Source organism: Cellvibrio fontiphilus (assembly GCF_042646205.1).
GTDB classification, from domain to species: Bacteria; Pseudomonadota; Gammaproteobacteria; order Pseudomonadales; family Cellvibrionaceae; genus Cellvibrio; species Cellvibrio fontiphilus_A.
Genome location: NZ_JBHRTF010000002.1, coordinates 587,226 through 606,939, shown reverse-complemented (window position 1 = coordinate 606,939; position 19,714 = coordinate 587,226). Strand labels below are relative to the sequence as shown.

The following is a 19,714-nucleotide window of genomic DNA, read 5'->3' as shown; positions in this document are numbered from 1 at the left end:
CGGCTCCTTGTTATTCTGCTTTCATGGCTTCAATGGGCATGATGCGCGCCGCACGTAACGCGGGCATTAAACCGGCAATGACACCGGCGGCAATCAGCAACATGAGTGCACTCACTGCAATGCCCAAATCAATTTCCGGCTGCTGAAAAAATGGCAGTTCAATCTTGAGCGCCGTTAATAAAGCGGCTACCGCTTCCAAAATCGCCACGCCCAAAACCAAACCGGTATAACCGGCAACACTGGTCACCAACACCGATTCAAATAACAAACTGCCAACAATAGAACCGGGGTTGGCTCCCAGTGCTTTGCGTATACCAATTTCACGGGTGCGCTCTTTCACGGTGATAATCATGATATTGCTCACACCGACAATTCCCGCGAGCAAAGTGCCTATGCCCACCAACCAGATAAACATATTCAAACCGGTAAACATGGCATTAATGTCTTCTGCTTCGCGCGCTTTGTTACTCACTTCAATTGCGCGCACATCTTCCGGCGCAATTTTGTGGCGCTGTTTTAATAGCGCCAGAATGTCCTCTTCCAGCTTGATGCCATCGACACCGGGTTTAGGGCGCGCGGTAATCAATGCAACTTCTTGTCCGCCACCAAAAGATTTTTTAAAAGCCGATACCGGCATATACAAACGCTCGGACATACGCCCCTGGTTGCCCTTGTCATAAAACAAGCCAATCACTTTGAACGAAATGCCGTTGATTAAAATATCCTTGCCCATGGCTTCCGCGTGGGTGGTAAATAATCGTTCACTCACACGCGTGCCTATCACCACGACTTTGCGATTGTCATCCTGATCCAGGCGATTCAAGCGGCGGCCATCATCAAAACGTACTTTTTCTTTAATATTGAAATATTGATCCGCAACACCCAGCACACCAAAGCTGCCGGATTTATTGCCATACATGACGGAGATATCGGAATTGATAAAGGAGCCGAGTGGATTCTCGCTGGAGAGATAACCCACACCCGGAATTTGTTGGCGAATAGCGGCCAAGTCAGACTCGGTCAACGCAATTTGTCGGCCAGTGGGCAGCCCCTGATAGGGCACTGAAGTGCTGCTGGGGAAGATCCAGATAGAATCGGCAACATCGTTGCTCCAGCCATCGGCAAAGGCATTTTGCATACCGCGCCCGGCACCGAGTAACAGGATCAACATCAAAATGCCCCAAAACACCCCAAAGGCCGTGAGACCAGTGCGCAGTTTGTTTTGACGCAGGCTAAACAGAATTTCTTGCAAGCTGTCCATGGCGATTTCCTAATCGTGTACTAGCCATTAGCGGATAAGTGCTTGGACACACCCATCTCCTTTTTGGATTCAGTTCCTAATATTTATTATTAATAAGGCGCTCAAACTAACACAGACGGTGATGCTTGGATATTTGTTCAATAAAAATGCTTGGCGCTTTCATCTATAAAAATATGCCTATATATCGATAAAAATGTTCCCGCCAGCAGCACCTGCCGGGAACCCAATAGCCAGCACGCCCCGGGGTGCTGCACGCGCATGGCTATCAAGTGCGGAGAGAAAACCAGCTTCAAGTTGGGGGGAAGAATCTGGATGTCTCATTAATTGAGATGCGATTTTTTCCGGCATAGATTCACGCAACAGCAATAAAAAAGCGCAGCCAATTTTCACTGGCTGCGCTTTTTATCTGAACAACAACTTGGTAAATCACTCGAACAGTTTATTAATTCACCACACCGCTGCGGTTTACACCGTTAATCAGCGCTTTAACGGCCGAGGTAATAATGTTGCGGTCTTGCCCTACCCCATAAACCGGTTTGCCGTTTTTCACTTTGATTTCCACGTAGGTCACGGCGGCGACATCGGAACCTTCGCCAACGGAATGTTCGTGGTAATCAATCACGCTCACTTCACCGTCGATAAACTGGCTGATAGCGTGGGCGGCGGCATCAATCGGGCCATTGCCACTGCCACTGATTTGTACGGTTTTATCCTGATGTTGCGCGTGAATAGTGATATCCACCTGATGGGTATCATCCTGCTCAGTAAACTTGCTCGATTGATAAGTAATCGGCGTAGTCACTGCAAAATATTCGTCATTAAATATTTTGGCGATTTCACTGGCCTTCACTTCTTTGCCGGTGCTGTCACTGACTTTTTGCACCACACCGCTGAATTCAATTTGCAAACGACGCGGCAATTGCAAACCGGCTTCTTGTTGCAACAGGAAACTCACACCGCCTTTACCGGACTGCGCGTTTACCCGCACGACCGCATCGTAACTGCGATTTAAATCGGCCGGGTCGATAGGCAAATAAGGCACTTCCCACAGCGCATCTTTTTTCTGCACTGCAAAACCTTTTTTGATTGCATCCTGATGTGAACCGGAAAACGCGGTAAATACCAATTCGCCCGCATAAGGGTGACGTGGATGTACCGGCAATTGCGTGCACTCTTCATGCAATTTGCGCACGCGGTCGATGTCGGAAAAATCCAAACCGGGGCTTACACCTTGCGAGTACAAATTCATCGCCAAAGTCACCAAACACACATTACCGGTGCGCTCGCCATTGCCAAACAAACAACCTTCCACGCGATCTGCACCAGCCATGACTGCTAATTCAGCAGCGGCTACTGCAGTGCCACGGTCATTGTGCGGGTGCACGCTGATAATGATGGAATCGCGGCGATTAATGTTGCGATGAATCCACTCGATTTGATCCGCATAGGTATTGGGGGTATTCATTTCCACCGTTGCGGGCAAATTCAAAATCAATTTTTTCTGTGGCGATGGATTCCAAATTTCCACCACTGCATCGCACACGTCTTTCACCAATTCGATTTCGGTGGAGGAAAAAACTTCCGGTGAGTATTGGAAAGTCCAATCCACTTCCGGTGCCTGCGCGGTTAATTCTTTACACCACTTGGTGCCTTGAATCGCAATAGCTTTTACACCGGCTTCGTCAGTGTTGTACACAATTTTGCGGAACGCGGGTGCAAGCGGGTTGTACATATGCAAAATCGCGCGCTTGGCACCGCGCAAACTCTGCACAGTTTTTTCAATCAAGTCGTAGCGCGCTTGCACCAACACTTCAATAGTGACGTCATCGGGAATTAAATTTTCCTCGATCAACTGGCGAGTAAAGTTGTAATCAATTTCACTCGCGGAGGGGAAACCAATTTCAATTTCCTTAAAACCAATCGCCACCAGTTCTTTGAACATGCGCAATTTGGTCGCAACGGACATAGGGTCGATCAGCGCTTGGTTACCATCACGCAGGTCAGTGCTCATCCAAATGGGCGGTTTTTCAATGTGGTTGTTCGGCCATTGACGGTCGGGCAAAGAAACGCCGACAAAACGCTGGTATTTGGTAGATGGATTGGCAAGCATGACGGACTCCGTTGTGTCGCTAAGCTAAAAGGTAAATCGCAAAAAATCAGGGTTGATGCAGCCCGGTTGGGTAACAGCCTTTGTGGGTGACAAGACCGGATTAGCAGTGGTGCGATCACACCCGGCTAACCCCCTTCCGACGCGGGTAACGCGCGGCTTTTTCAACCTGTACCCAGTATAGGACGATGAGTTTGGCAGATGATTGCGAAGGTTGTGTTAATTTCGAAATAAGAGCAATATTATTGTTTTAAAATACATTTTTTTAGAATTTAATGCCTTTTTAACTGACAAGAAAGAATAACCCAACCCTAGCCCTCCCCTTAATAATGGGAGGGCACTAACCCCTCCCCCTTGCCAAGGGGGAGGTTGGGAGGGGGTTATAGGAGTAACTATGGAACTGGATAAATACGACCGTTTAATTTTGGAAGCCCTGCAGCGCAACGGGCGCATCTCCAATCAGGAACTGGCGGACAGTATCAGCCTTTCTCCTTCTCCTTGCTTGCGCCGGGTGCGTGCGCTGGAGGAAGCGGGCTTGATTGATGGTTATGTCGCGCTGCTCAATGCGCGCAAGTTGGGACTGACGCTGGTGTCGTTTATTCAGATCAGTATGGATAAACACACCCCGGATCGCTTTGATGCCTTTGAAAAAACGGTGGAAGCCTACCCCGAGGTGTTGGAGTGCCATTTAATCACTGGGCAATCGGCAGATTATTTGTTGAAAGTTATCGTGAAAGATATGGACGCCTATCAACAATTTTTATTGCAAAAACTAACCCGCATTGAAGGCGTGAGTGGTGTGCATTCGTCATTTGTTTTGAAATCGCCCGTGGATAAAACCGCGCTGCCGGTTAGCTAGCACCTGGTATAAAAACCAAGCGCTAGCCGAGTGATTAGGCACCACCCGCCGGACGGAAATAATGCGCCCAGGAAACAAATGCCTGTGCGTTGCGGGTTTGAATCCACACCTTGCCTTGGCCGCGGAACCGGCACACAAAACCTTCACCGGAAAAGAATAGTGATTTATAGCCACCCACTTTGGTGATCTCGTACTGCATACCATCGGTAAAGGCGACTATATTGCCGGTGTCCACCACATAGTCATCCTCAACGTCGATTTCAATAATCGCGCCGTAAGAGTTAAACCACAAATCACCTTGGCCACTGGCGCGAATTAAAAAGAAACTTTCGCCCGAGAAAAAACCTTTGAGCATACCCTGCCATTTAGTTTCTAAATTCACACCCATAGTCGCTGCCACAAACGCCGAGTTTTGAATAAACAAAGTTTGGCCTTCCAGATATTGATGAACCATATCGCCGGGCGTACCTGGTGCAATACCAATTTCACCCGCACCTTTTGTTGCTTTAAATTCGTTGAGAAATAAACTTTCGCCAGTGAGGAAACGCCCAAAACCACCTTTTAATTTGGTTTTCATTTCCAGATGAGTGTCCATAGTTGCCATGGCAGAGGCTTCTACTTTCAGCGTTTCATTGGCAGGAATTTGCACGGTGAGGAAAGCATAGTCTGGACGGCCCTCAATTTTATATTGAAAACCTTTAAAACTTTCCGGTGCTACAACAGCCGCTGGATTAACTGGTGCGGCTTGTGCTGGAACTGGTGCTAAAGGAGAAACCTTGGTTTCTGCTAGCGGTTTTATTTCACAGACAAAACCCGCTTTTTCAATCGCTGTTTTAAATTTTTGCGCGGTAGCTTCATCCACATTATTTTTAACAGTGACCGGCAAACGGCTAAGCATTTGTGTGGCTTTTTCCGGCGTGATTTTAAACAGCTGCGCAAAATTTTCTGTGGCAGTTGCCAAATCCGCCCCTGCAACCAATTCACCATTTAGTTGTACTTTAAAGAGGTTTTCCATCTGTTAACTCCTTAGGCTTTGCGTGTGCGCAGGTTAGGCGTAAGCGAAATTCCAAAACTTTTGGGATTATGCGATTGACACCAGAGTGTGCCCTTGCCTTTGAATTTACACACTAAACCTTCTCCACCTAAAAAAGATTGCAACCAACTTTTGCCCGCTTTGGTGATGGAAAAATCCAGCGTTTCGCTAAATGCCACTATGTGGCCGGAATCCACAATATATTCACCATCCACTTCAATTGGATAGATGGCGCCAAAACTGGACAGGACTACTTTGCCACGCCCTTTCAGGTTTAACCAAAAAACACTTTCGCCTGACAATAGCGATTTAAAACCCTGCCAACCCATATCCATTTCAATTGCCTCTTCACAGGCGAGGAAGGAGCCGCTTTGCACAATTAAATTTTCGTTGTCCAAATCCACACACAACATATCACCAGCCAAATCACTGCCCAACCACACTTCACCCGGCTTGCCCTGGGCATCAAAATGGTTGAGGAAAAATGACTCGCCAGACAGCATACGTTTAGCCGCTTTTAAGATTCCGCCAGAATTTTTTTTGTGGGTACTGGTAGTGATATTCATATGACCGCTCATCGCGATCATAGCGCCCGCTTCTGCAGTGCAGGTTTCGCCTGCCGCTAAAGTGATTTTAGCCGCGGTATTGCCCGGTTGATTTACAAACTCGACTTTCATGCTGTGCTCCTTACCAGAACTTGGGGTTCAACCAGCCTGACAGGCCAGTAATGCTGCGCGATTGGATAATAATTTTTCCCTTACCTTCCACCCGTGTAACCAAACCCTCACCACCAAAAAAACTGGAGAAAATCCCGCCGGCCAATTGCAATTTAAGTTTTATTCCCGGCTCATAGGCAACCAAATGACTGGTATCCACAATATATTCGCCATCAATTTCGCGCTCCAATAAAGCGCCGTAAGCGCCATAAAATACATCGCCACTGCCAGAAATTTTTAAGCGAAATAAACCTTCGCGCGCAATTAAAGAAACAAAACCCGCCCAGACCAGTTGCAGCTTTACCCCTTCGGTGCAGGCAACAAAAGCACTGGGTTGTAGATAAATTTCATCATTGTCCATGTGCCGCTGGCAAATTTCGCCAGGGGTTCCCTGTACCAAGGTCATGCGTCTTGGTTGCTGGGTATTATTGGTAAAGTGATTAATAAACAGGGATTCTCCACCCAGGTATTTACGCATCAACCCTTTAAAGAAACCACCGTTTAATTTCGCTTTTAAATCCAGCGCCGCATCCATACTGGACATAGCATTGGACTCGCTGATAATGGTTTCGCCCGGTTGCAGCTCTACCTCAATATAAGAAAAGGCCTGTGAGCCTTTTATTTCAGTTTTCATTCGGAGTGTCTCCCTGATCATTAGCAACGAAACTGGCAACTGCAGTTTTTAATTCTGCAAATGCCGGTTGTAAATTTTGATACTTGTGTTTGGGTGCATTTTTTTCTGCCAGTAATTGCAAACGTTTTATACGATCTTCACTGGCCGGATGGGTGGATAAAAATTTTAATGCTTGTTTGGCAAGCTCCTGATTGTCTTGATCCATTAGCTTATCCATTTGCTTTTTTTCTTCATCGATCATTTTTTCAAAAAATCTGGCCAGACCAATCGGATTAATATTGGCTTTTTGCAAGAGCGCAAAACCTTCAAGGTCTGCTTGGGTTTCAAAACCGCGTGAATAACTTTGGTTAATTAATAAGGGAGCAGCACCACTAACCAGCGCCAATAAACCGGAAGTATCACCAAAAACCGCACTGGCAATCATATAAATACCGCTTGTTCCTATTACATTGCGCAAGCCATGTTGCTGTTCAACATGTTGGATTTCATGGGCAAGTACACCCAGTAATTCTTCGGCAGAATCGGCGCGCAAAATCAATTCAGAATGAATTACTACCTGACCACCAGGCAGGGCAAAAGCGTTGAGGCTGCCCTCTTTTACAATTTGAAAACGGTATTGGTAGCGGCTATTTTTCAGCGCGTTGATTAGCGGATCTACCAAAGGTTTAAGTAAACGTTCGGATTCTTGTTGATCTAAAAATTGTTTTCCAAATTGATATTGGGCGATAGCCGATTCACCAATTTTTTGTTCCCATTCCAGCGGGATTTTTTTGGCGATAACACCGGTAAAAAAATCCATGCGCAACACAATTAATAAAGGCACAGCAACAATCAGTGTAATTACCGCCGTAATTAACCCCCAACCAAACCAATGTTTATTGCGCGCACCCCTGAGCAATTTGGAAACGCTGGGCAGTCGATGTAGCTGTGGATTTTTTAAAACGCGGCGATCGCTGGTATAAAAATTCCAGCCAGGAAGATTGGGATTTTCAAAATATACAAGGCGATTACTGGCACCACCCAAACTGACCTTCAACCCCTGAAGCGGCAAGTTAATACGCTGTTCTGCAATACAGAATTCAATGTGACCTGAGTGAATTGTCATAATGCCCGAGGCTTTACCTTTGGGCAGCTGGTTGTGAAAACCAATACAATCGTATTGATCTTGTCCTGATATTTGCACTTTGACTCCCTTGGTTGATTAGCTTAAGGCACCATAGCCGAGCCTATGCTCGATGATTTTTGCAAGTGATGCAAATTACATCGCACAAAAAATGCAAACTCAAAAGAAATTGCGGCAATAAAAAATAGTGGTGCGAGTGGGATAGTGTTAACTGGGAGGGGACAAAATTAAGGGGCTTAACGCCCCTTGGAAAATCTAGCTAGCTTTTAGCCGGCTGTGTCCGCCGATCACCCTGACGGCGATCTTCAGTCACATTATGGGGGACACCTTTGTGTTGTTGGCGTCGATCATTATTCTGACGCTCTTCCAGGGCATCTTCTATTTGCGTTAACAGTACTTTCGGGGTTTTTACTTCGCTCATCATTACATCCGTCTTACTCAGCGTTTAATACAAAGGTTAATTTTTATTAGCACTTCGTTATAAGTGTAGACCAGCCGGAAATGCCTATTCGGGATTATGAAGTCATTTTTATTTCATTTTCAAATAAGAAAAGCCGGATTCAACGGAATTCGGCTTTTCTTATTTACATAAAAAATAATATTATAATATAAATTAAATATCCAGGTTAGCTACAGCCAATGCATTGGTTTCGATAAAATCACGGCGTGGTTCCACGTTATCACCCATCAAGCAAGTGAAGATCTGGTCAGCCGCTATAGCATCCTGGATGGTCACACGCAGCATACGGCGCGTTTCCGGATTCATAGTGGTTTCCCATAATTGCTCGGGGTTCATCTCACCCAAACCTTTGTAGCGCTGGATGTTGTAGCCCTTGCGCGATTCCTTCATCAACCATTCCAAACCTTCTGCAAACTTGGTTACTGGCTGTTTGCGCTCACCGCGCTGAATATAGGCACCTTCTTCAATCAGGTTTTCGAGCTTTTCACCCAGCGCAATTATTGAGGCGTATTCGCCTGAAGCAAAGAAGTCATGGTTGAAAGGGTAAGGAGTCGCAATGCCATGGGCGGTGATTTCCACTTGCGGCATAAACAGGTGACGTTCGCTGTCTTCACGCACAGTGATCTTATAGCGCTGGCTACCGGCACGGGCATCCATACTGAAATGCGCCGCCATTTGATCGCACCATTGCTGCATATGGCCTTGATCCGCCAAATGCTCTGGGCGAATAGCTGGCAAATAGATCATTTTTTCCAGTACATCTGCCGGGTAAAGACGCGACAAACGCTCGATGGTTGCCATCACCTTGCGGTATTCGTAAACCAGCTTTTCCAAGGCTTCACCGGCAACAGGTGGGGCACTGGGGTTGACGTAAAGGCTGGCATCTTCCAAAGCGGCTTGTGTCAGGAACTCGGTCATCGCCGATTCATCTTTCAGGTATTGCTCTTGTTTACCCTTGGCGATTTTGTACAGCGGTGGTTGGGCAATGTATACATGGCCGCGTTCGATCAACTCGCGCATTTGACGGAAGAAGAAAGTCAGCAACAGTGTGCGGATGTGCGAACCGTCAACGTCGGCGTCGGTCATGATAATAATGCTGTGATAGCGCAGTTTTTCCGGATTGTAATCCTCTTTACCTATACCGCAGCCGAGTGCAGTAATCAGGGTGCCGACTTCAGCAGAGGATAACATTTTGTCAAAACGGGCTTTTTCCACGTTCAGGATCTTACCCTTGAGCGGCAGAATCGCCTGGGTTTTACGTGCGCGACCCTGTTTGGCTGAACCACCCGCTGAGTCACCCTCTACCAGGTAGAGTTCAGACAGTGCCGGATCTTTTTCCTGACAGTCTGCCAACTTACCGGGCAGGCCTGCGATATCCAAAGCGCCTTTGCGGCGAGTCATCTCACGCGCTTTACGCGCCGCTTCACGCGCACGTGCAGCGTCGATCATCTTGCCAACAATGGCTTTCGCTTCTTGTGGGTTTTCCAGCAGATAGGCGCCAAAATGCTCGTTCATCTCCTGCTCTACTGCCGCTTTCACTTCAGAGGAGACAAGTTTGTCTTTGGTTTGGCTAGAGAATTTAGGATCAGGCACCTTTACCGAGATAATCGCCGTTAGCCCTTCACGCGCATCATCACCGGTAGTGGCGACTTTGGCGTTCTTGGCGATACCTTCTTTCTCTATATAGGTATTCAGGCCACGGGTTAAAGCCGCACGGAAGCCGGCCAAATGAGTGCCACCATCGCGCTGCGGAATATTGTTGGTATAGCAGAACAGGTTTTCCTGAAAGGAGTCATTCCACTGCAGCGCTACTTCAACGCCTATACCATCATCGCGTTTAAGGGAAACAAAATGCACCATCTTGTTTATGGTGGTTTTATTTTTATTTAAATGATCTACAAAGGCACGTAAACCACCTTCATATTCATAGACTTCTTCTTTAGCGGTGCGCTCATCCTTTAATACGATACGTACACCTGAATTCAGGAAAGAAAGCTCACGCAAACGTTTTGCCAGCAACTCGAAGTGAAATTCGATGTTAGTGAAGGTTTCTGCTGAGGGCTTAAAATGAATTTCAGTGCCGGTAGTGCTTGAATCACCTACTACTGCCAGGGGCGCATCGGGTACACCGTGGCGATAGATCTGCTCGTGAATCTTACCACCGCGGCGGATTGTCAGTTTTAGCCACTCAGACAAAGCGTTAACTACCGACACACCTACGCCGTGCAAACCACCCGATACCTTATAGGTATTGTCGTCAAACTTACCGCCGGCGTGGAGCACAGTCATAATCACTTCAGCGGCTGAAACACCCTCTTCGTGCATTTCAGTAGGAATACCGCGTCCATTATCTGAAACAGATACAGTTTCATCCGGGTGGATAGTCACGCGCACTTCATCACAGTGGCCAGCCAATGCTTCGTCGATAGAGTTATCTACAACTTCAAACACCATATGATGCAGACCAGAGCCATCATCTGTGTCGCCAATATACATCCCTGGGCGCTTACGCACCGCATCCAGCCCCTTAAGGACTTTAATACTGGACGAGTCGTAAACATTCTCTTCTGACATAGCATTTCTCCGCTTTTTATTCAGTAGCGATCAGCGAGAAGCTGATACCTATTCATTCAATCCGGAAGTTAGTATTTCACTTACTTCCCTTACCCTACCCTGTTCCACGTGAAACATTTTAGGGACAACATCTGTTTTATCGCGCCAACTGGAAAGAAGTGTCTCTTGCTCAACTCCAGTAATAAAGACTTGGGTCTGCATAGTATCAAGCCAATGCACCAACAACTGGCGATGTTTATCATCTAACTCCGCGGGAAGGTCATCTACTAAATAGATAGACTTTCGACCGGTTATTTGATTAAACACGTATCCCTGGGCGATTTTTAGCGCACATACCAGTAATTTTTGTTGGCCACGAGAAAGTAGTTCTGCAGCATCTTGACCGTTAACTGTTATTTTTAAATCTGCTCTGTGACTACCCAAGTGGGTATAACCCAAGCGCTGATCCCGTTCTAATCCTTCCGTTAGTACCTCGGAATAATTTCGCTCTTTATCCCAACCACGGTAATAGCTAAGCCTGATTCCATCCAAGGTTAGGAACTCACCCAAAAGCTGTGAAAAACTTTCAGAGAACTGGAGCATACAGGCAGAACGAAACTCATGAATTTTTTCTGTAAGGGCCGCTAATTCCTGATCCCAACTGGCTAATTCAAAGCGGTCTATTCTATCACGCCGCAACAGGCTATTGCGGTGTTTAAGGCAACGTTGGATGGCCTTCCATGTTGGGAAGAACTGAGGTTCCACGTGGAACACTAGCCAATCTATAAACTGACGTCTTACTTTGGGGCTACCTTCAAGCAGCGAAAAGGTGTCTGAATTTATAACTTGTACTGGTAAATGGCTGGCTAAATCTGCAGCAGAAGCAACCATCACACCATTGGCTTTAAACTGCGCTTCACCATCAAGAGAGCGGTTGATACCTATAGGAACTTCAGACTCGTCATCAGTATGAACGCGACCAAATACAGTAAATGCAGTTTGTTGATGACGAATTAATGGCTTATGTTTGTGACTGCGAAAAGAACGACCCAGTGCTAGCAAGTTAATTGCCTCTAGCACACTGGTTTTCCCGGAACCGTTTTCGCCAAAAATCAGGTTTACTCTGGACGAGGGGTGGATATCCACCCCTTCCAGATTACGCAGGTTTTGAATGAAGAGACGTTTAAGGGTCATAAGACCAGCGGAGCGCTATTGAAATACGTCTCTCCAACTAGAGGCGCATTGGCATAACAACATAGAGGGAATCGCTGTTTTCAGGCTCTTCTAGCAAAGCACTGGAGTTCGCATCTGAAAGGGTAATCTTTATATTTTCATTGCTGATTACGTTGGTAACATCTTGCAGATAACTAACATTAAAACCAACTTCCAGCGAATCACCACTGTAGTCCACAGTGACTTGCTCTTCAGCTTCTTCTTGCTCAGGGTTATTGGCCACTATGGTCAGGCTGCCATCTGATAACAGAAGACGAACACCACGGTACTTTTCATTAGAAAGAATTGCTGTGCGCGCAAACGCCTGTTTCAGCTCAAGCCGGGAGCCAATTACCACTTTATTACCACCACGTGGTAGAACACGCTCATACTCAGGAAATTTGCCATCTACCAGTTTGGACGTGAAAGTGTAATCCATAGAGGTAACGCGAATATGATTTGAACTCAGCACTATTTCCACTTGCGCAGTTGAATCATCCAGCAAACGGGATAATTCCAACACACCTTTACGTGGCAAAATTGCCTGCACAACGTCATTAGTATTTACAGCAACGGCACGAGTGCACATCGCCATACGGTGACCATCGGTAGCAACTACGCGCAATTGATCCTGACGTACCTCCCACAACATACCATTCAAATAGTAGCGAACGTCCTGCTGAGCCATAGCAAAAGCTGTCCGCTCAATCAAACGTTTCACTTCATGTTGCGCACAACTAAAACGCAAGTTGCCTGGGGAATCTTCTACGTTTGGAAAATCAGCGGCCGGTAAAGTGGAAAGCGTAAAACGACTGCGGCCGGATTTAACCAGAATGCGGTTTTCATCGAGAGTGAATTCGATATTACTAGCGTCAGGTAGTGAGCGGCATATATCAACCAGCTTACGTGCGGGAACAGTAATATCGCCGGATTGGCCCGGCTGTTCCAGGGTAATACGCCCGACTATTTCTACCTCGAGGTCTGTACCGGTTAGGGATAACTGGTCACCATTTAACTGAATCAATACATTGGATAACACCGGTAGCGTTTGACGACGCTCCACCACACCAGCGACCAGTTGTAAGGGTTTAAGCAAGGCTTCGCGAGATACGGCAAATTTCATGTGATGGTCTCTTAAGTAATCATCCGGGACTGGTTTTATCTCAAGCTGAGGTTCACCTCAGGTACAACACAGCAAAAAAATAAGTAAATCAGGTAGTTAGTGACCGAAGTAGGTTTTTCATATCCTCGCGGATATCCGCTGTTTCTTCCTGCAATTCTTTTATTTTGCGACAAGCATGCAGCACAGTGGTATGGTCGCGCCCCCCAAAAGCTTCACCAATCTCAGGCAAACTGTGGTTGGTTAATTCCTTTGCAAGAGCCATGGCGACTTGCCTTGGGCGAGCTACTGAACGACTGCGGCGCTTGGAGATCATGTCGTTCATCTTGATTTTGTAATACTCACAGACAACCCGCTGGATATTATCAATACCAACTTGTTTGTCCTGTAGCGCTAATAGATCTTTTAGGGCTTCGCGCACCAGCTCCACATCAATAGCGCGACCGGTAAAATTCGCACTCGCAATAACCCGCTTAAGTGCCCCTTCCAAGTCTCGCACATTGGCACGGATACGCTGGGCAATAAAAAAGGCAGCATCATGGGGCAGGTCGATGTTCACCTGTTCTGCCTTTTTCATCAATATTGCCACTCGGGTTTCCAATTCCGGCGGCTCTACTGCCACCGTCAAACCCCAGCCAAAACGGGATTTTAATCGCTCTTCAAGACCATTGATTTCCTTAGGAAAACGATCGCAAGTGAGAATAATCTGCCGCCCACCTTCGAGCAATGAATTAAAGGTGTGAAAAAACTCTTCCTGGGAGCGCTCCTTACCGGCAAAAAACTGGATGTCATCAATCAACAATGCATCCATGGAACGATAGTAACGCTTGAAGTCGTTAATTGCATTTAATTGCAATGCCTTCACCATATCCGCTACAAAGCGTTCAGAATGCAGGTATACCACCTTGGCATTTGGGTTCTTGGCAACCATCGCATTGCCAACGGCCTGCATAAGGTGCGTTTTCCCTAAACCTACACCACCATAGATAAACAGCGGGTTATAAGCACCCCCGGGGTTTTCTGCGACTTGACGCGCTGCGGCTAAACCCAATTGGTTGGATTTGCCCTCAACAAAGGTGGCAAATGTAGACCCACTATTTAAATAGTTACTGTGTTTTAGACCGCCTTCTACTTCAATCTCTGTAGCAGTTCTATTGAGTGGTTCGCGATTTAATATCTCAGCAGTACTATCACTTTCTAAACTTATACCAGCATTTTCACTGATTTTAGCCGATAAATTAGCGAAGTTTTTAGACACACCAACAGCGCTTGGCGCCTGGATAATAGGGGTTGCGCCAAAACCGAGCTTAGCTGTCTCTGGTGAATTCTGGGCTGCAGTATGCATAGCTGCGCCGGTATCGCCCCTCTCCTGATAGGGAGCAGGAACCGACGGTGCAATCTGAAAACCTGTTGCTGGCCGAGGTGCCACACCAACAGCCACCTGAAGACTATTACCCTGATGATAGTGACTCGCCAACTCACGAATACGATTAAGAAACTTATCCGTTACCCAATCGCAAATAAAACGATTGGGCGCTAACAAGCGCAATTCAGAGGGAGCCGCTGATTCATCAATTTGTAAAGGCCGAATCCAGGTATTGAACTGCTGCGAAGGCAATTCATCCTGCAAACTGGCGGCACATAATTTCCAAACTGACTGCAACAAAACAAAAACTCCCGATAACGCAGGCGCGCTAGTTAATTATTTAAAAGAGGTAAACAAAGAAGGCACTAATTATAAAAACGTACAGCCAAAACACTGTGACCAAAAAACTGAATGATACCAAGTGATAACAGACGCCAAAAAACGCAATTTATCCAAGGGGAAACAAGTCTACTCTTGCCCTAAAAAGTTATCCACAACGAATGGTAAAATAAATTCATTAAGATTAGGCATAGCTTTTTAAATTCAACCATTTACGAAACTAGCAACACAGTAGTTAAGGTTACAGAAACCACCCCAACAGCAATCAACCTGTGGATAAACCTGTTAACAACCACTGAGAAACTTGCGCACAAACAGGTAAAAACAGTAGAAAAAAAGAATTCGCCTATTTTGTTGATTATTTGCACAAATTTATTTGCTTTAGTAAAAGGCATTCTTTAGAATCCCGCCTCTTTTCGCACACCGTGTGAATTAACTCAGGATTTTTAACAGGTTTATCATGAAAAGAACTTTCCAACCCAGCAATCTGAAGCGTGTTCGCAACCACGGTTTCCGTGCTCGTATGGCTACCAAAGGTGGTCGTCAGGTATTAGCTCGCCGTCGTGCCAAAGGCCGTGCAGAGCTGACCCGCGTATAATTGCATTGCTTCATGGTTCACTAGCAGTTTGTTGAAATTCGTTATTGGCAGATGTGAGATAGAAGTAGTCGATAACGGTCATTCCTAGACTATTTTTAGCGCACCTATGCCAGCCGAAATAGAATTTCAACAGCCTGCTAGTTTGAATCACCGCCAAAACAAGTTTTGTTTTGGTAAATCCCTCCGTTTACTCTGCGCTGCCGATTTCAAACCAGTTTTTGATAACGCTCCCCTGCGTGCTTCTCACCAGAACTTTTTAATTCTCGCCCGCTTCAATCAGCTATCTCATGCTCGCCTGGGATTGGTGATGGCCAAAAAACATCTAAAACACGCAGTAGAGCGCAATCGCTTTAAACGCCTTGTACGCGAAAACTTTCGTTTACAGCAACAAGCTTTTAGCGGCGTAGATATGGTGTTTTTATCGCGCAACGGTCTGGAACAGCTATCCAATAGCGACTTTACCCAACAACTTAACCAGCAGTGGCAGCGAATTTTCAAAAAAATGCGCCATCATCGGTTAACATCGCAGGCGCAAACTTCACCGGCCAATAACACCAAGGCTAAAGAGGTAAACGCAAATGTTAAAACCGCTGATCTCTAGGCTAAATCAAACGCTGGTATGGGTGGCAGTGAAACTACTGCATGCCTATCGTTACTTGCTTAGCCCCTGGATTGGCAACCAATGCCGGTTTTACCCCAGTTGCTCTCATTATTCAGAAGAGGCATTCGTCAAACATGGATTCTTTATTGGGACTTATCTAACCCTGCGTCGCCTACTAAAATGCCACCCTTGGCACCAAGGTGGCCTGGATCCAGTCCCCCAACTGGGTAAAACCTGTTGCACTTCTTCTCATTCACACACTACTGATGGCAGTCATTAAGATGGATTGGCAAAAAAACCTGTTAATAGCGGCAATACTCGCGACTTTATTGATGTTGGTTATTCGCTGGCACGAATTCCAGGAACAGCTACCGGCACCGGCCGCTGTTGCATCACAAACCTCTTCTAGCGCCGCAACAGGCTCTGTGCCTGTCTCCAGCAGTGAAATTCCGGTAGCTGCCAATGAATCCACCGAAACGGCCAAAGCAGATCTAGCCGCTACACAATTAATCACCGTAAAAACCGACAGCTTCGAACTGACCATTAATCCTCTGGGTGGCGATATAGTGCAGCTCGCTCTACCTCGTCACTTCCTGAAGCTGGACACTCCCGACCAACCGTTTGTGCTTTTGGATAATCGCAACAACCACACCTACCTCGCACAAAGCGGTCTGATTGGTGCAAATGGCACCGATACCGCTGCCGGTCGCCCACTGTTTCGCAGCGAGCAACAACAATATGAATTGACTGAAGGTCAAAATGAATTGGTTGTCGATCTGCATTTACAGCAAGGCGAGGTAAAAATCACCAAACGCTTTACCTTTACGCGCGGCGACTACCTGATAAAAGTCGACTACCTGATCGATAACCAAAGCGCCAATAATTGGTCAGCCCAGCTCTACGGCCAAATCAAACGCGATAGCCAAAACTTTGTAAAAGTCAGTGCCTTGGAAATGAACCCTTATTTAGGTGCTGCCATCACTACACCTGATGAGAAATACAAAAAGATTACTTTTGCCGATATGGCTGAAAATGAAATAAAGACCAGTGTGCAAGGTGGCTGGATTGCGATGGTGCAGCACTATTTTGTCAGCGCCTGGATTCCCGATGCAGGCAGCAGCAATAACTACCACCTGCGCAAACTGGGTAATAACGACATGTACCTCATGGGCTTTACCGGCAAGGTCAATGAAGTTGCACCGGGAACACAGGGTGTGATCAGTGCCAGCTTCTACGCTGGGCCCAAAGACACTGAACGCCTGGAGGAGATTTCTCCCTATCTCGATCTGACCGTTGATTACGGCTGGCTGTGGTGGGTAGCTAAACCCTTATTCTGGGTGCTGAAGTTTATCCACAATCTGGTAGGCAACTGGGGTCTGGCCATTATTGGTCTGACGCTCTGCGTAAAATTATTGTTCTTTAAGCTTTCTGCAACCAGCTATAAATCTATGGCAAAAATGCGCAAGCTGGCTCCGAAAATGGCGGAGATGAAAGAGCGCTATGGGGATGACCGCCAGAAGTTCTCGCAAGAAATGATGAAGATGTACAAAACCGAAAAGGTAAACCCTTTTGGTGGTTGTTTACCTTTATTGATTCAGATGCCAGTGTTCCTTGCACTTTATTATGTTTTGATGGAATCGGTTGAGCTGCGCCATTCACCTTTCTTCGGCTGGATCATGGATCTCTCCGTAAAAGACCCCTACTTTGTGTTGCCGATTATCTACGGTATCACCATGTATTTTATGCAAAAGCTCAACCCCCAGCCGACCGACCCTATGCAGGCGCGCATCATGCAAATGCTGCCGTTCCTGTTTACCTTTATGTTCCTCTGGTTCCCGGCTGGACTGGTGCTTTACTGGGTTACCAACAATACTTTGTCGATTGCCCAGCAGTACATCATTACCAAACAAATCGACGCCGAACCCTCTGCAAAATAAGTTAGTTCTATGATCGCTACCGACACCATCGCTGCCATAGCCACCGCCACTGGCCGTGGTGGTGTCGGCATAGTTCGCATCTCCGGCCCCAAAGCCAAACTGGTTGCTGAACAACTCCTCACTATTCCTTTACAACCACGCCATGCACATTTTTGTGATTTTAAAAGTCGCAGCGGTGAGGTATTGGATCAAGGCATAGCGCTATATTTTCCCGGCCCGAATTCCTTCACCGGTGAAGATGTACTGGAACTACAAGGTCATGGCGGCCCGGTTATTTTGGATTTACTCCTGCGCGAAATTACCCAGCTGGGTATACGCCTCGCCCGCCCGGGGGAATTCTCCGAGCGCGCGTTTCTCAATGACAAGCTGGATTTGGCGCAAGCCGAAGCCATTGCCGATTTAATTGATGCCACCACCGAACAAGCGGCCCGCAATGCGCTGCACTCACTGCAGGGCGCCTTCTCCAAACGCATCCATGAATTGGTTGAAGCGCTGATTCACCTGCGCATTTATGTCGAAGCCTCTATCGACTTTCCCGAAGAGGAAATCGACTTTTTAAGTGACGGAAAGGTAGCGCGGGATCTGGAGGGCATCATCCAGCGACTGGAGCAAGTCTTTAAAGAAGCGCGTCAGGGAGCACTGGTACGCGATGGTATGCGCGTAGTGATTGCCGGTCGCCCCAATGCCGGTAAATCCAGCCTGCTAAATGCATTGAGTGGGCGTGAATCTGCCATTGTCACCAGTATTGAAGGCACTACCCGCGATGTTTTGCGCGAACATATCCACATTGATGGCATGCCCCTGCACATTATTGATACCGCCGGTTTGCGCGACAGCCCCGATGAAGTGGAACAGATTGGTATACAACGCGCCTGGCAGGAAATTCAACAGGCCGACCAGGTATTACTGCTGATTGATGCGCGTCAAAGCCCGCTTACCGCCCCACAGCAGATCTGGCCAGAATTCACAGAAAAACTGCAAGATCCACGCAAAATTACGCTGGTTCGCAACAAAATTGATTTAAATGGCGAAGCTCAGGGGCTGTTTACCTCCAGCGCTGGTGATACCTACATAGGTATCAGTGCTGCGACCGGTGCCGGCATCGAGGATTTAAAACAGCATCTAAAAACCATCATGGGTTTCAGTGAGAGCGGTGAAAGTGGCTTCACCGCCCGTCGTCGCCATTTGGATGCCTTGGAACGGGCACAGGTTTTTCTCGCCTCAGGCAAGGCGCAACTGCAGGGTTACGCCGCAGGTGAACTGCTTGCCGAAGACTTGCGCCAAGCGCAGAACGCCTTGGGTGAAATAACCGGCGAATTTACACCTGATGATTTACTGGGCCGCATTTTCAGCAGTTTCTGTATCGGTAAATAAGCCAGGCTTCAAACACCCACCCTAATACCACGCAATCAAGCCAAACTTTTTGATCAGGTACCTGATTCGGCTGCCTGCTTTTCCAATGCTTCAATCTTGGCTGCAACTTCCTCTGCTTGTTCAGTCAAGCTGGAATAGCCTCTGATATCTCCCCTGCGCTGCGCCTGCATAGCCGCTTCCAGTAATTCGCCATACTGCTTGCGGTAACTCTTGAGTGGATTTGGTCTTAAAAAACTAAACATTGGTAGTCTCCATGACTGTTGAGCCTGTGAGTTTTACCGCAAATCGCCAGATCGAGATCATCCAGATTTATCAAATAAATTCAGCAAACCTTACAGTAAAAGAAACCTTTATTCAGGGTTATCTCCATGTTTTTCCACACAGTTACACAGGTTATCCACAGTTGAGTCGAGTTTTATTG

General features: G+C 46.9%; 19 protein-coding genes. 6 read left to right on the top strand and 13 right to left on the bottom strand.

The genetic code is table 11. The annotated features are described in order from the left end of the window. Positions 1 to 10 precede the first annotated feature (10 nt). The 3 genes from ACFODX_RS04460 to leuA form a co-directional block, all read right to left on the bottom strand. Positions 11 to 1,261, bottom strand: coding sequence for an ABC transporter permease (locus ACFODX_RS04460; protein WP_378116468.1), 1,251 nt, complete (start codon positions 1,259 to 1,261; stop codon positions 11 to 13). A 177-nt stretch (positions 1,262 to 1,438) separates the two neighbouring features. Then, positions 1,439 to 1,651 (bottom strand): hypothetical protein, encoded by a 213-nt coding sequence (locus tag ACFODX_RS04455; protein WP_378116466.1) that lies wholly within the window; start codon positions 1,649 to 1,651, stop codon positions 1,439 to 1,441. A 52-nt stretch (positions 1,652 to 1,703) separates the two neighbouring features. Continuing rightward, positions 1,704 to 3,371 carry a 2-isopropylmalate synthase gene (gene leuA / locus ACFODX_RS04450; RefSeq protein WP_378116464.1) on the bottom strand — a complete coding sequence of 556 codons (1,668 nt, stop codon included), beginning with the start codon at positions 3,369 to 3,371 and terminating at the stop codon, positions 1,704 to 1,706. Positions 3,372 to 3,762: 391 nt separating this feature from the next. Between leuA and ACFODX_RS04445 the strand changes: the two genes are divergently transcribed. Beyond that, on the top strand, positions 3,763 to 4,227 hold the full coding sequence (locus ACFODX_RS04445; protein WP_378116462.1) for an Lrp/AsnC family transcriptional regulator: 465 nt from the start codon (positions 3,763 to 3,765) through the stop codon (positions 4,225 to 4,227). Positions 4,228 to 4,261: 34 nt separating this feature from the next. On the opposite strand, the gene ACFODX_RS04440 is transcribed toward ACFODX_RS04445, so the two are convergent. The 9 genes from ACFODX_RS04440 to dnaA all read right to left on the bottom strand — a co-directional run bounded on the left by ACFODX_RS04440 (position 4,262) and on the right by dnaA (position 14,744). Further along, positions 4,262 to 5,242: a TIGR00266 family protein gene (locus tag ACFODX_RS04440; protein ID WP_378116460.1), complete on the bottom strand. Its 981-nt coding sequence runs from the start codon at positions 5,240 to 5,242 to the stop codon at positions 4,262 to 4,264. A gap of 11 nt (positions 5,243 to 5,253) precedes the next feature. Continuing rightward, the gene (locus ACFODX_RS04435; protein ID WP_378116458.1) at positions 5,254 to 5,937 is read right to left on the bottom strand and encodes a TIGR00266 family protein; all 684 of its coding nucleotides are present in this window, start codon (positions 5,935 to 5,937) and stop codon (positions 5,254 to 5,256) included. 10 nt (positions 5,938 to 5,947) lie between these two features. Further along, a complete protein-coding gene (locus tag ACFODX_RS04430; protein ID WP_378116456.1) occupies positions 5,948 to 6,610 on the bottom strand; it encodes a TIGR00266 family protein in 663 nt (220 codons plus the stop codon). After that, complete coding sequence (locus ACFODX_RS04425; RefSeq protein ID WP_378116454.1) at positions 6,600 to 7,793, bottom strand: M48 family metallopeptidase; 1,194 nt, start codon at positions 7,791 to 7,793, stop codon at positions 6,600 to 6,602. The genes ACFODX_RS04430 and ACFODX_RS04425 overlap by 11 nt, the downstream gene beginning before the upstream one ends. A gap of 199 nt (positions 7,794 to 7,992) precedes the next feature. Then, the gene (locus ACFODX_RS04420; RefSeq protein ID WP_378116452.1) at positions 7,993 to 8,154 is read right to left on the bottom strand and encodes a hypothetical protein; all 162 of its coding nucleotides are present in this window, start codon (positions 8,152 to 8,154) and stop codon (positions 7,993 to 7,995) included. Positions 8,155 to 8,346: 192 nt separating this feature from the next. Then, positions 8,347 to 10,767, bottom strand: a complete 2,421-nt coding sequence (gene gyrB, locus ACFODX_RS04415; RefSeq protein WP_378116450.1) for a DNA topoisomerase (ATP-hydrolyzing) subunit B — start codon at positions 10,765 to 10,767, stop codon at positions 8,347 to 8,349. Between the two features lie 48 nt (positions 10,768 to 10,815). Continuing rightward, positions 10,816 to 11,940, bottom strand: a complete 1,125-nt coding sequence (gene recF / locus ACFODX_RS04410) for a DNA replication/repair protein RecF (protein WP_378116448.1) — start codon at positions 11,938 to 11,940, stop codon at positions 10,816 to 10,818. Between the two features lie 37 nt (positions 11,941 to 11,977). Continuing rightward, on the bottom strand, positions 11,978 to 13,081 hold the full coding sequence (gene dnaN / locus ACFODX_RS04405) for a DNA polymerase III subunit beta (RefSeq protein ID WP_378116446.1): 1,104 nt from the start codon (positions 13,079 to 13,081) through the stop codon (positions 11,978 to 11,980). Between the two features lie 88 nt (positions 13,082 to 13,169). Beyond that, complete coding sequence (dnaA, locus tag ACFODX_RS04400) at positions 13,170 to 14,744, bottom strand: chromosomal replication initiator protein DnaA (RefSeq protein ID WP_378116444.1); 1,575 nt, start codon at positions 14,742 to 14,744, stop codon at positions 13,170 to 13,172. 499 nt (positions 14,745 to 15,243) lie between these two features. On the opposite strand from dnaA, the gene rpmH reads away from it, so the two are divergent. The 5 genes from rpmH (at position 15,244) to mnmE (ending at position 19,293) form a co-directional block, all read left to right on the top strand. Further along, on the top strand, positions 15,244 to 15,381 hold the full coding sequence (gene rpmH / locus ACFODX_RS04395; RefSeq protein ID WP_324257293.1) for a 50S ribosomal protein L34: 138 nt from the start codon (positions 15,244 to 15,246) through the stop codon (positions 15,379 to 15,381). Positions 15,382 to 15,487: 106 nt separating this feature from the next. After that, a complete protein-coding gene (gene rnpA, locus ACFODX_RS04390; RefSeq protein WP_378116441.1) occupies positions 15,488 to 15,982 on the top strand; it encodes a ribonuclease P protein component in 495 nt (164 codons plus the stop codon). Next, positions 15,960 to 16,262 carry a membrane protein insertion efficiency factor YidD gene (gene yidD, locus ACFODX_RS04385; RefSeq protein WP_378116439.1) on the top strand — a complete coding sequence of 101 codons (303 nt, stop codon included), beginning with the start codon at positions 15,960 to 15,962 and terminating at the stop codon, positions 16,260 to 16,262. The genes rnpA and yidD overlap by 23 nt, the downstream gene beginning before the upstream one ends. A 1-nt stretch (position 16,263) precedes the next feature. Then, positions 16,264 to 17,919 carry a membrane protein insertase YidC gene (yidC, locus tag ACFODX_RS04380; protein ID WP_378116437.1) on the top strand — a complete coding sequence of 552 codons (1,656 nt, stop codon included), beginning with the start codon at positions 16,264 to 16,266 and terminating at the stop codon, positions 17,917 to 17,919. Between the two features lie 9 nt (positions 17,920 to 17,928). Continuing rightward, positions 17,929 to 19,293 (top strand): tRNA uridine-5-carboxymethylaminomethyl(34) synthesis GTPase MnmE, encoded by a 1,365-nt coding sequence (gene mnmE, locus ACFODX_RS04375; protein WP_378116435.1) that lies wholly within the window; start codon positions 17,929 to 17,931, stop codon positions 19,291 to 19,293. Between the two features lie 53 nt (positions 19,294 to 19,346). On the opposite strand, the gene ACFODX_RS04370 is transcribed toward mnmE, so the two are convergent. Continuing rightward, positions 19,347 to 19,535, bottom strand: coding sequence for a DUF6435 family protein (locus ACFODX_RS04370; RefSeq protein ID WP_378116433.1), 189 nt, complete (start codon positions 19,533 to 19,535; stop codon positions 19,347 to 19,349). Positions 19,536 to 19,714 lie beyond the last annotated feature (179 nt).

Coding starts and splice junctions, on each gene's coding strand:
- recF (WP_378116448.1), bottom strand. CDS start 11,940: ATGACCCTTAAACGTCTCTTCATTCAAAACCTGCGTAATCTGGAAGGG.
- gyrB (WP_378116450.1), bottom strand. CDS start 10,767: ATGTCAGAAGAGAATGTTTACGACTCGTCCAGTATTAAAGTCCTTAAG.
- ACFODX_RS04370 (WP_378116433.1), bottom strand. CDS start 19,535: ATGTTTAGTTTTTTAAGACCAAATCCACTCAAGAGTTACCGCAAGCAG.
- yidD (WP_378116439.1), top strand. CDS start 15,960: ATGTTAAAACCGCTGATCTCTAGGCTAAATCAAACGCTGGTATGGGTG.
- ACFODX_RS04430 (WP_378116456.1), bottom strand. CDS start 6,610: ATGAAAACTGAAATAAAAGGCTCACAGGCCTTTTCTTATATTGAGGTA.
- rnpA (WP_378116441.1), top strand. CDS start 15,488: ATGCCAGCCGAAATAGAATTTCAACAGCCTGCTAGTTTGAATCACCGC.
- leuA (WP_378116464.1), bottom strand. CDS start 3,371: ATGCTTGCCAATCCATCTACCAAATACCAGCGTTTTGTCGGCGTTTCT.
- mnmE (WP_378116435.1), top strand. CDS start 17,929: ATGATCGCTACCGACACCATCGCTGCCATAGCCACCGCCACTGGCCGT.
- yidC (WP_378116437.1), top strand. CDS start 16,264: ATGGATTGGCAAAAAAACCTGTTAATAGCGGCAATACTCGCGACTTTA.
- ACFODX_RS04440 (WP_378116460.1), bottom strand. CDS start 5,242: ATGGAAAACCTCTTTAAAGTACAACTAAATGGTGAATTGGTTGCAGGG.
- ACFODX_RS04460 (WP_378116468.1), bottom strand. CDS start 1,261: ATGGACAGCTTGCAAGAAATTCTGTTTAGCCTGCGTCAAAACAAACTG.
- dnaN (WP_378116446.1), bottom strand. CDS start 13,081: ATGAAATTTGCCGTATCTCGCGAAGCCTTGCTTAAACCCTTACAACTG.
- ACFODX_RS04445 (WP_378116462.1), top strand. CDS start 3,763: ATGGAACTGGATAAATACGACCGTTTAATTTTGGAAGCCCTGCAGCGC.
- rpmH (WP_324257293.1), top strand. CDS start 15,244: ATGAAAAGAACTTTCCAACCCAGCAATCTGAAGCGTGTTCGCAACCAC.
- ACFODX_RS04435 (WP_378116458.1), bottom strand. CDS start 5,937: ATGAAAGTCGAGTTTGTAAATCAACCGGGCAATACCGCGGCTAAAATC.
- ACFODX_RS04420 (WP_378116452.1), bottom strand. CDS start 8,154: ATGAGCGAAGTAAAAACCCCGAAAGTACTGTTAACGCAAATAGAAGAT.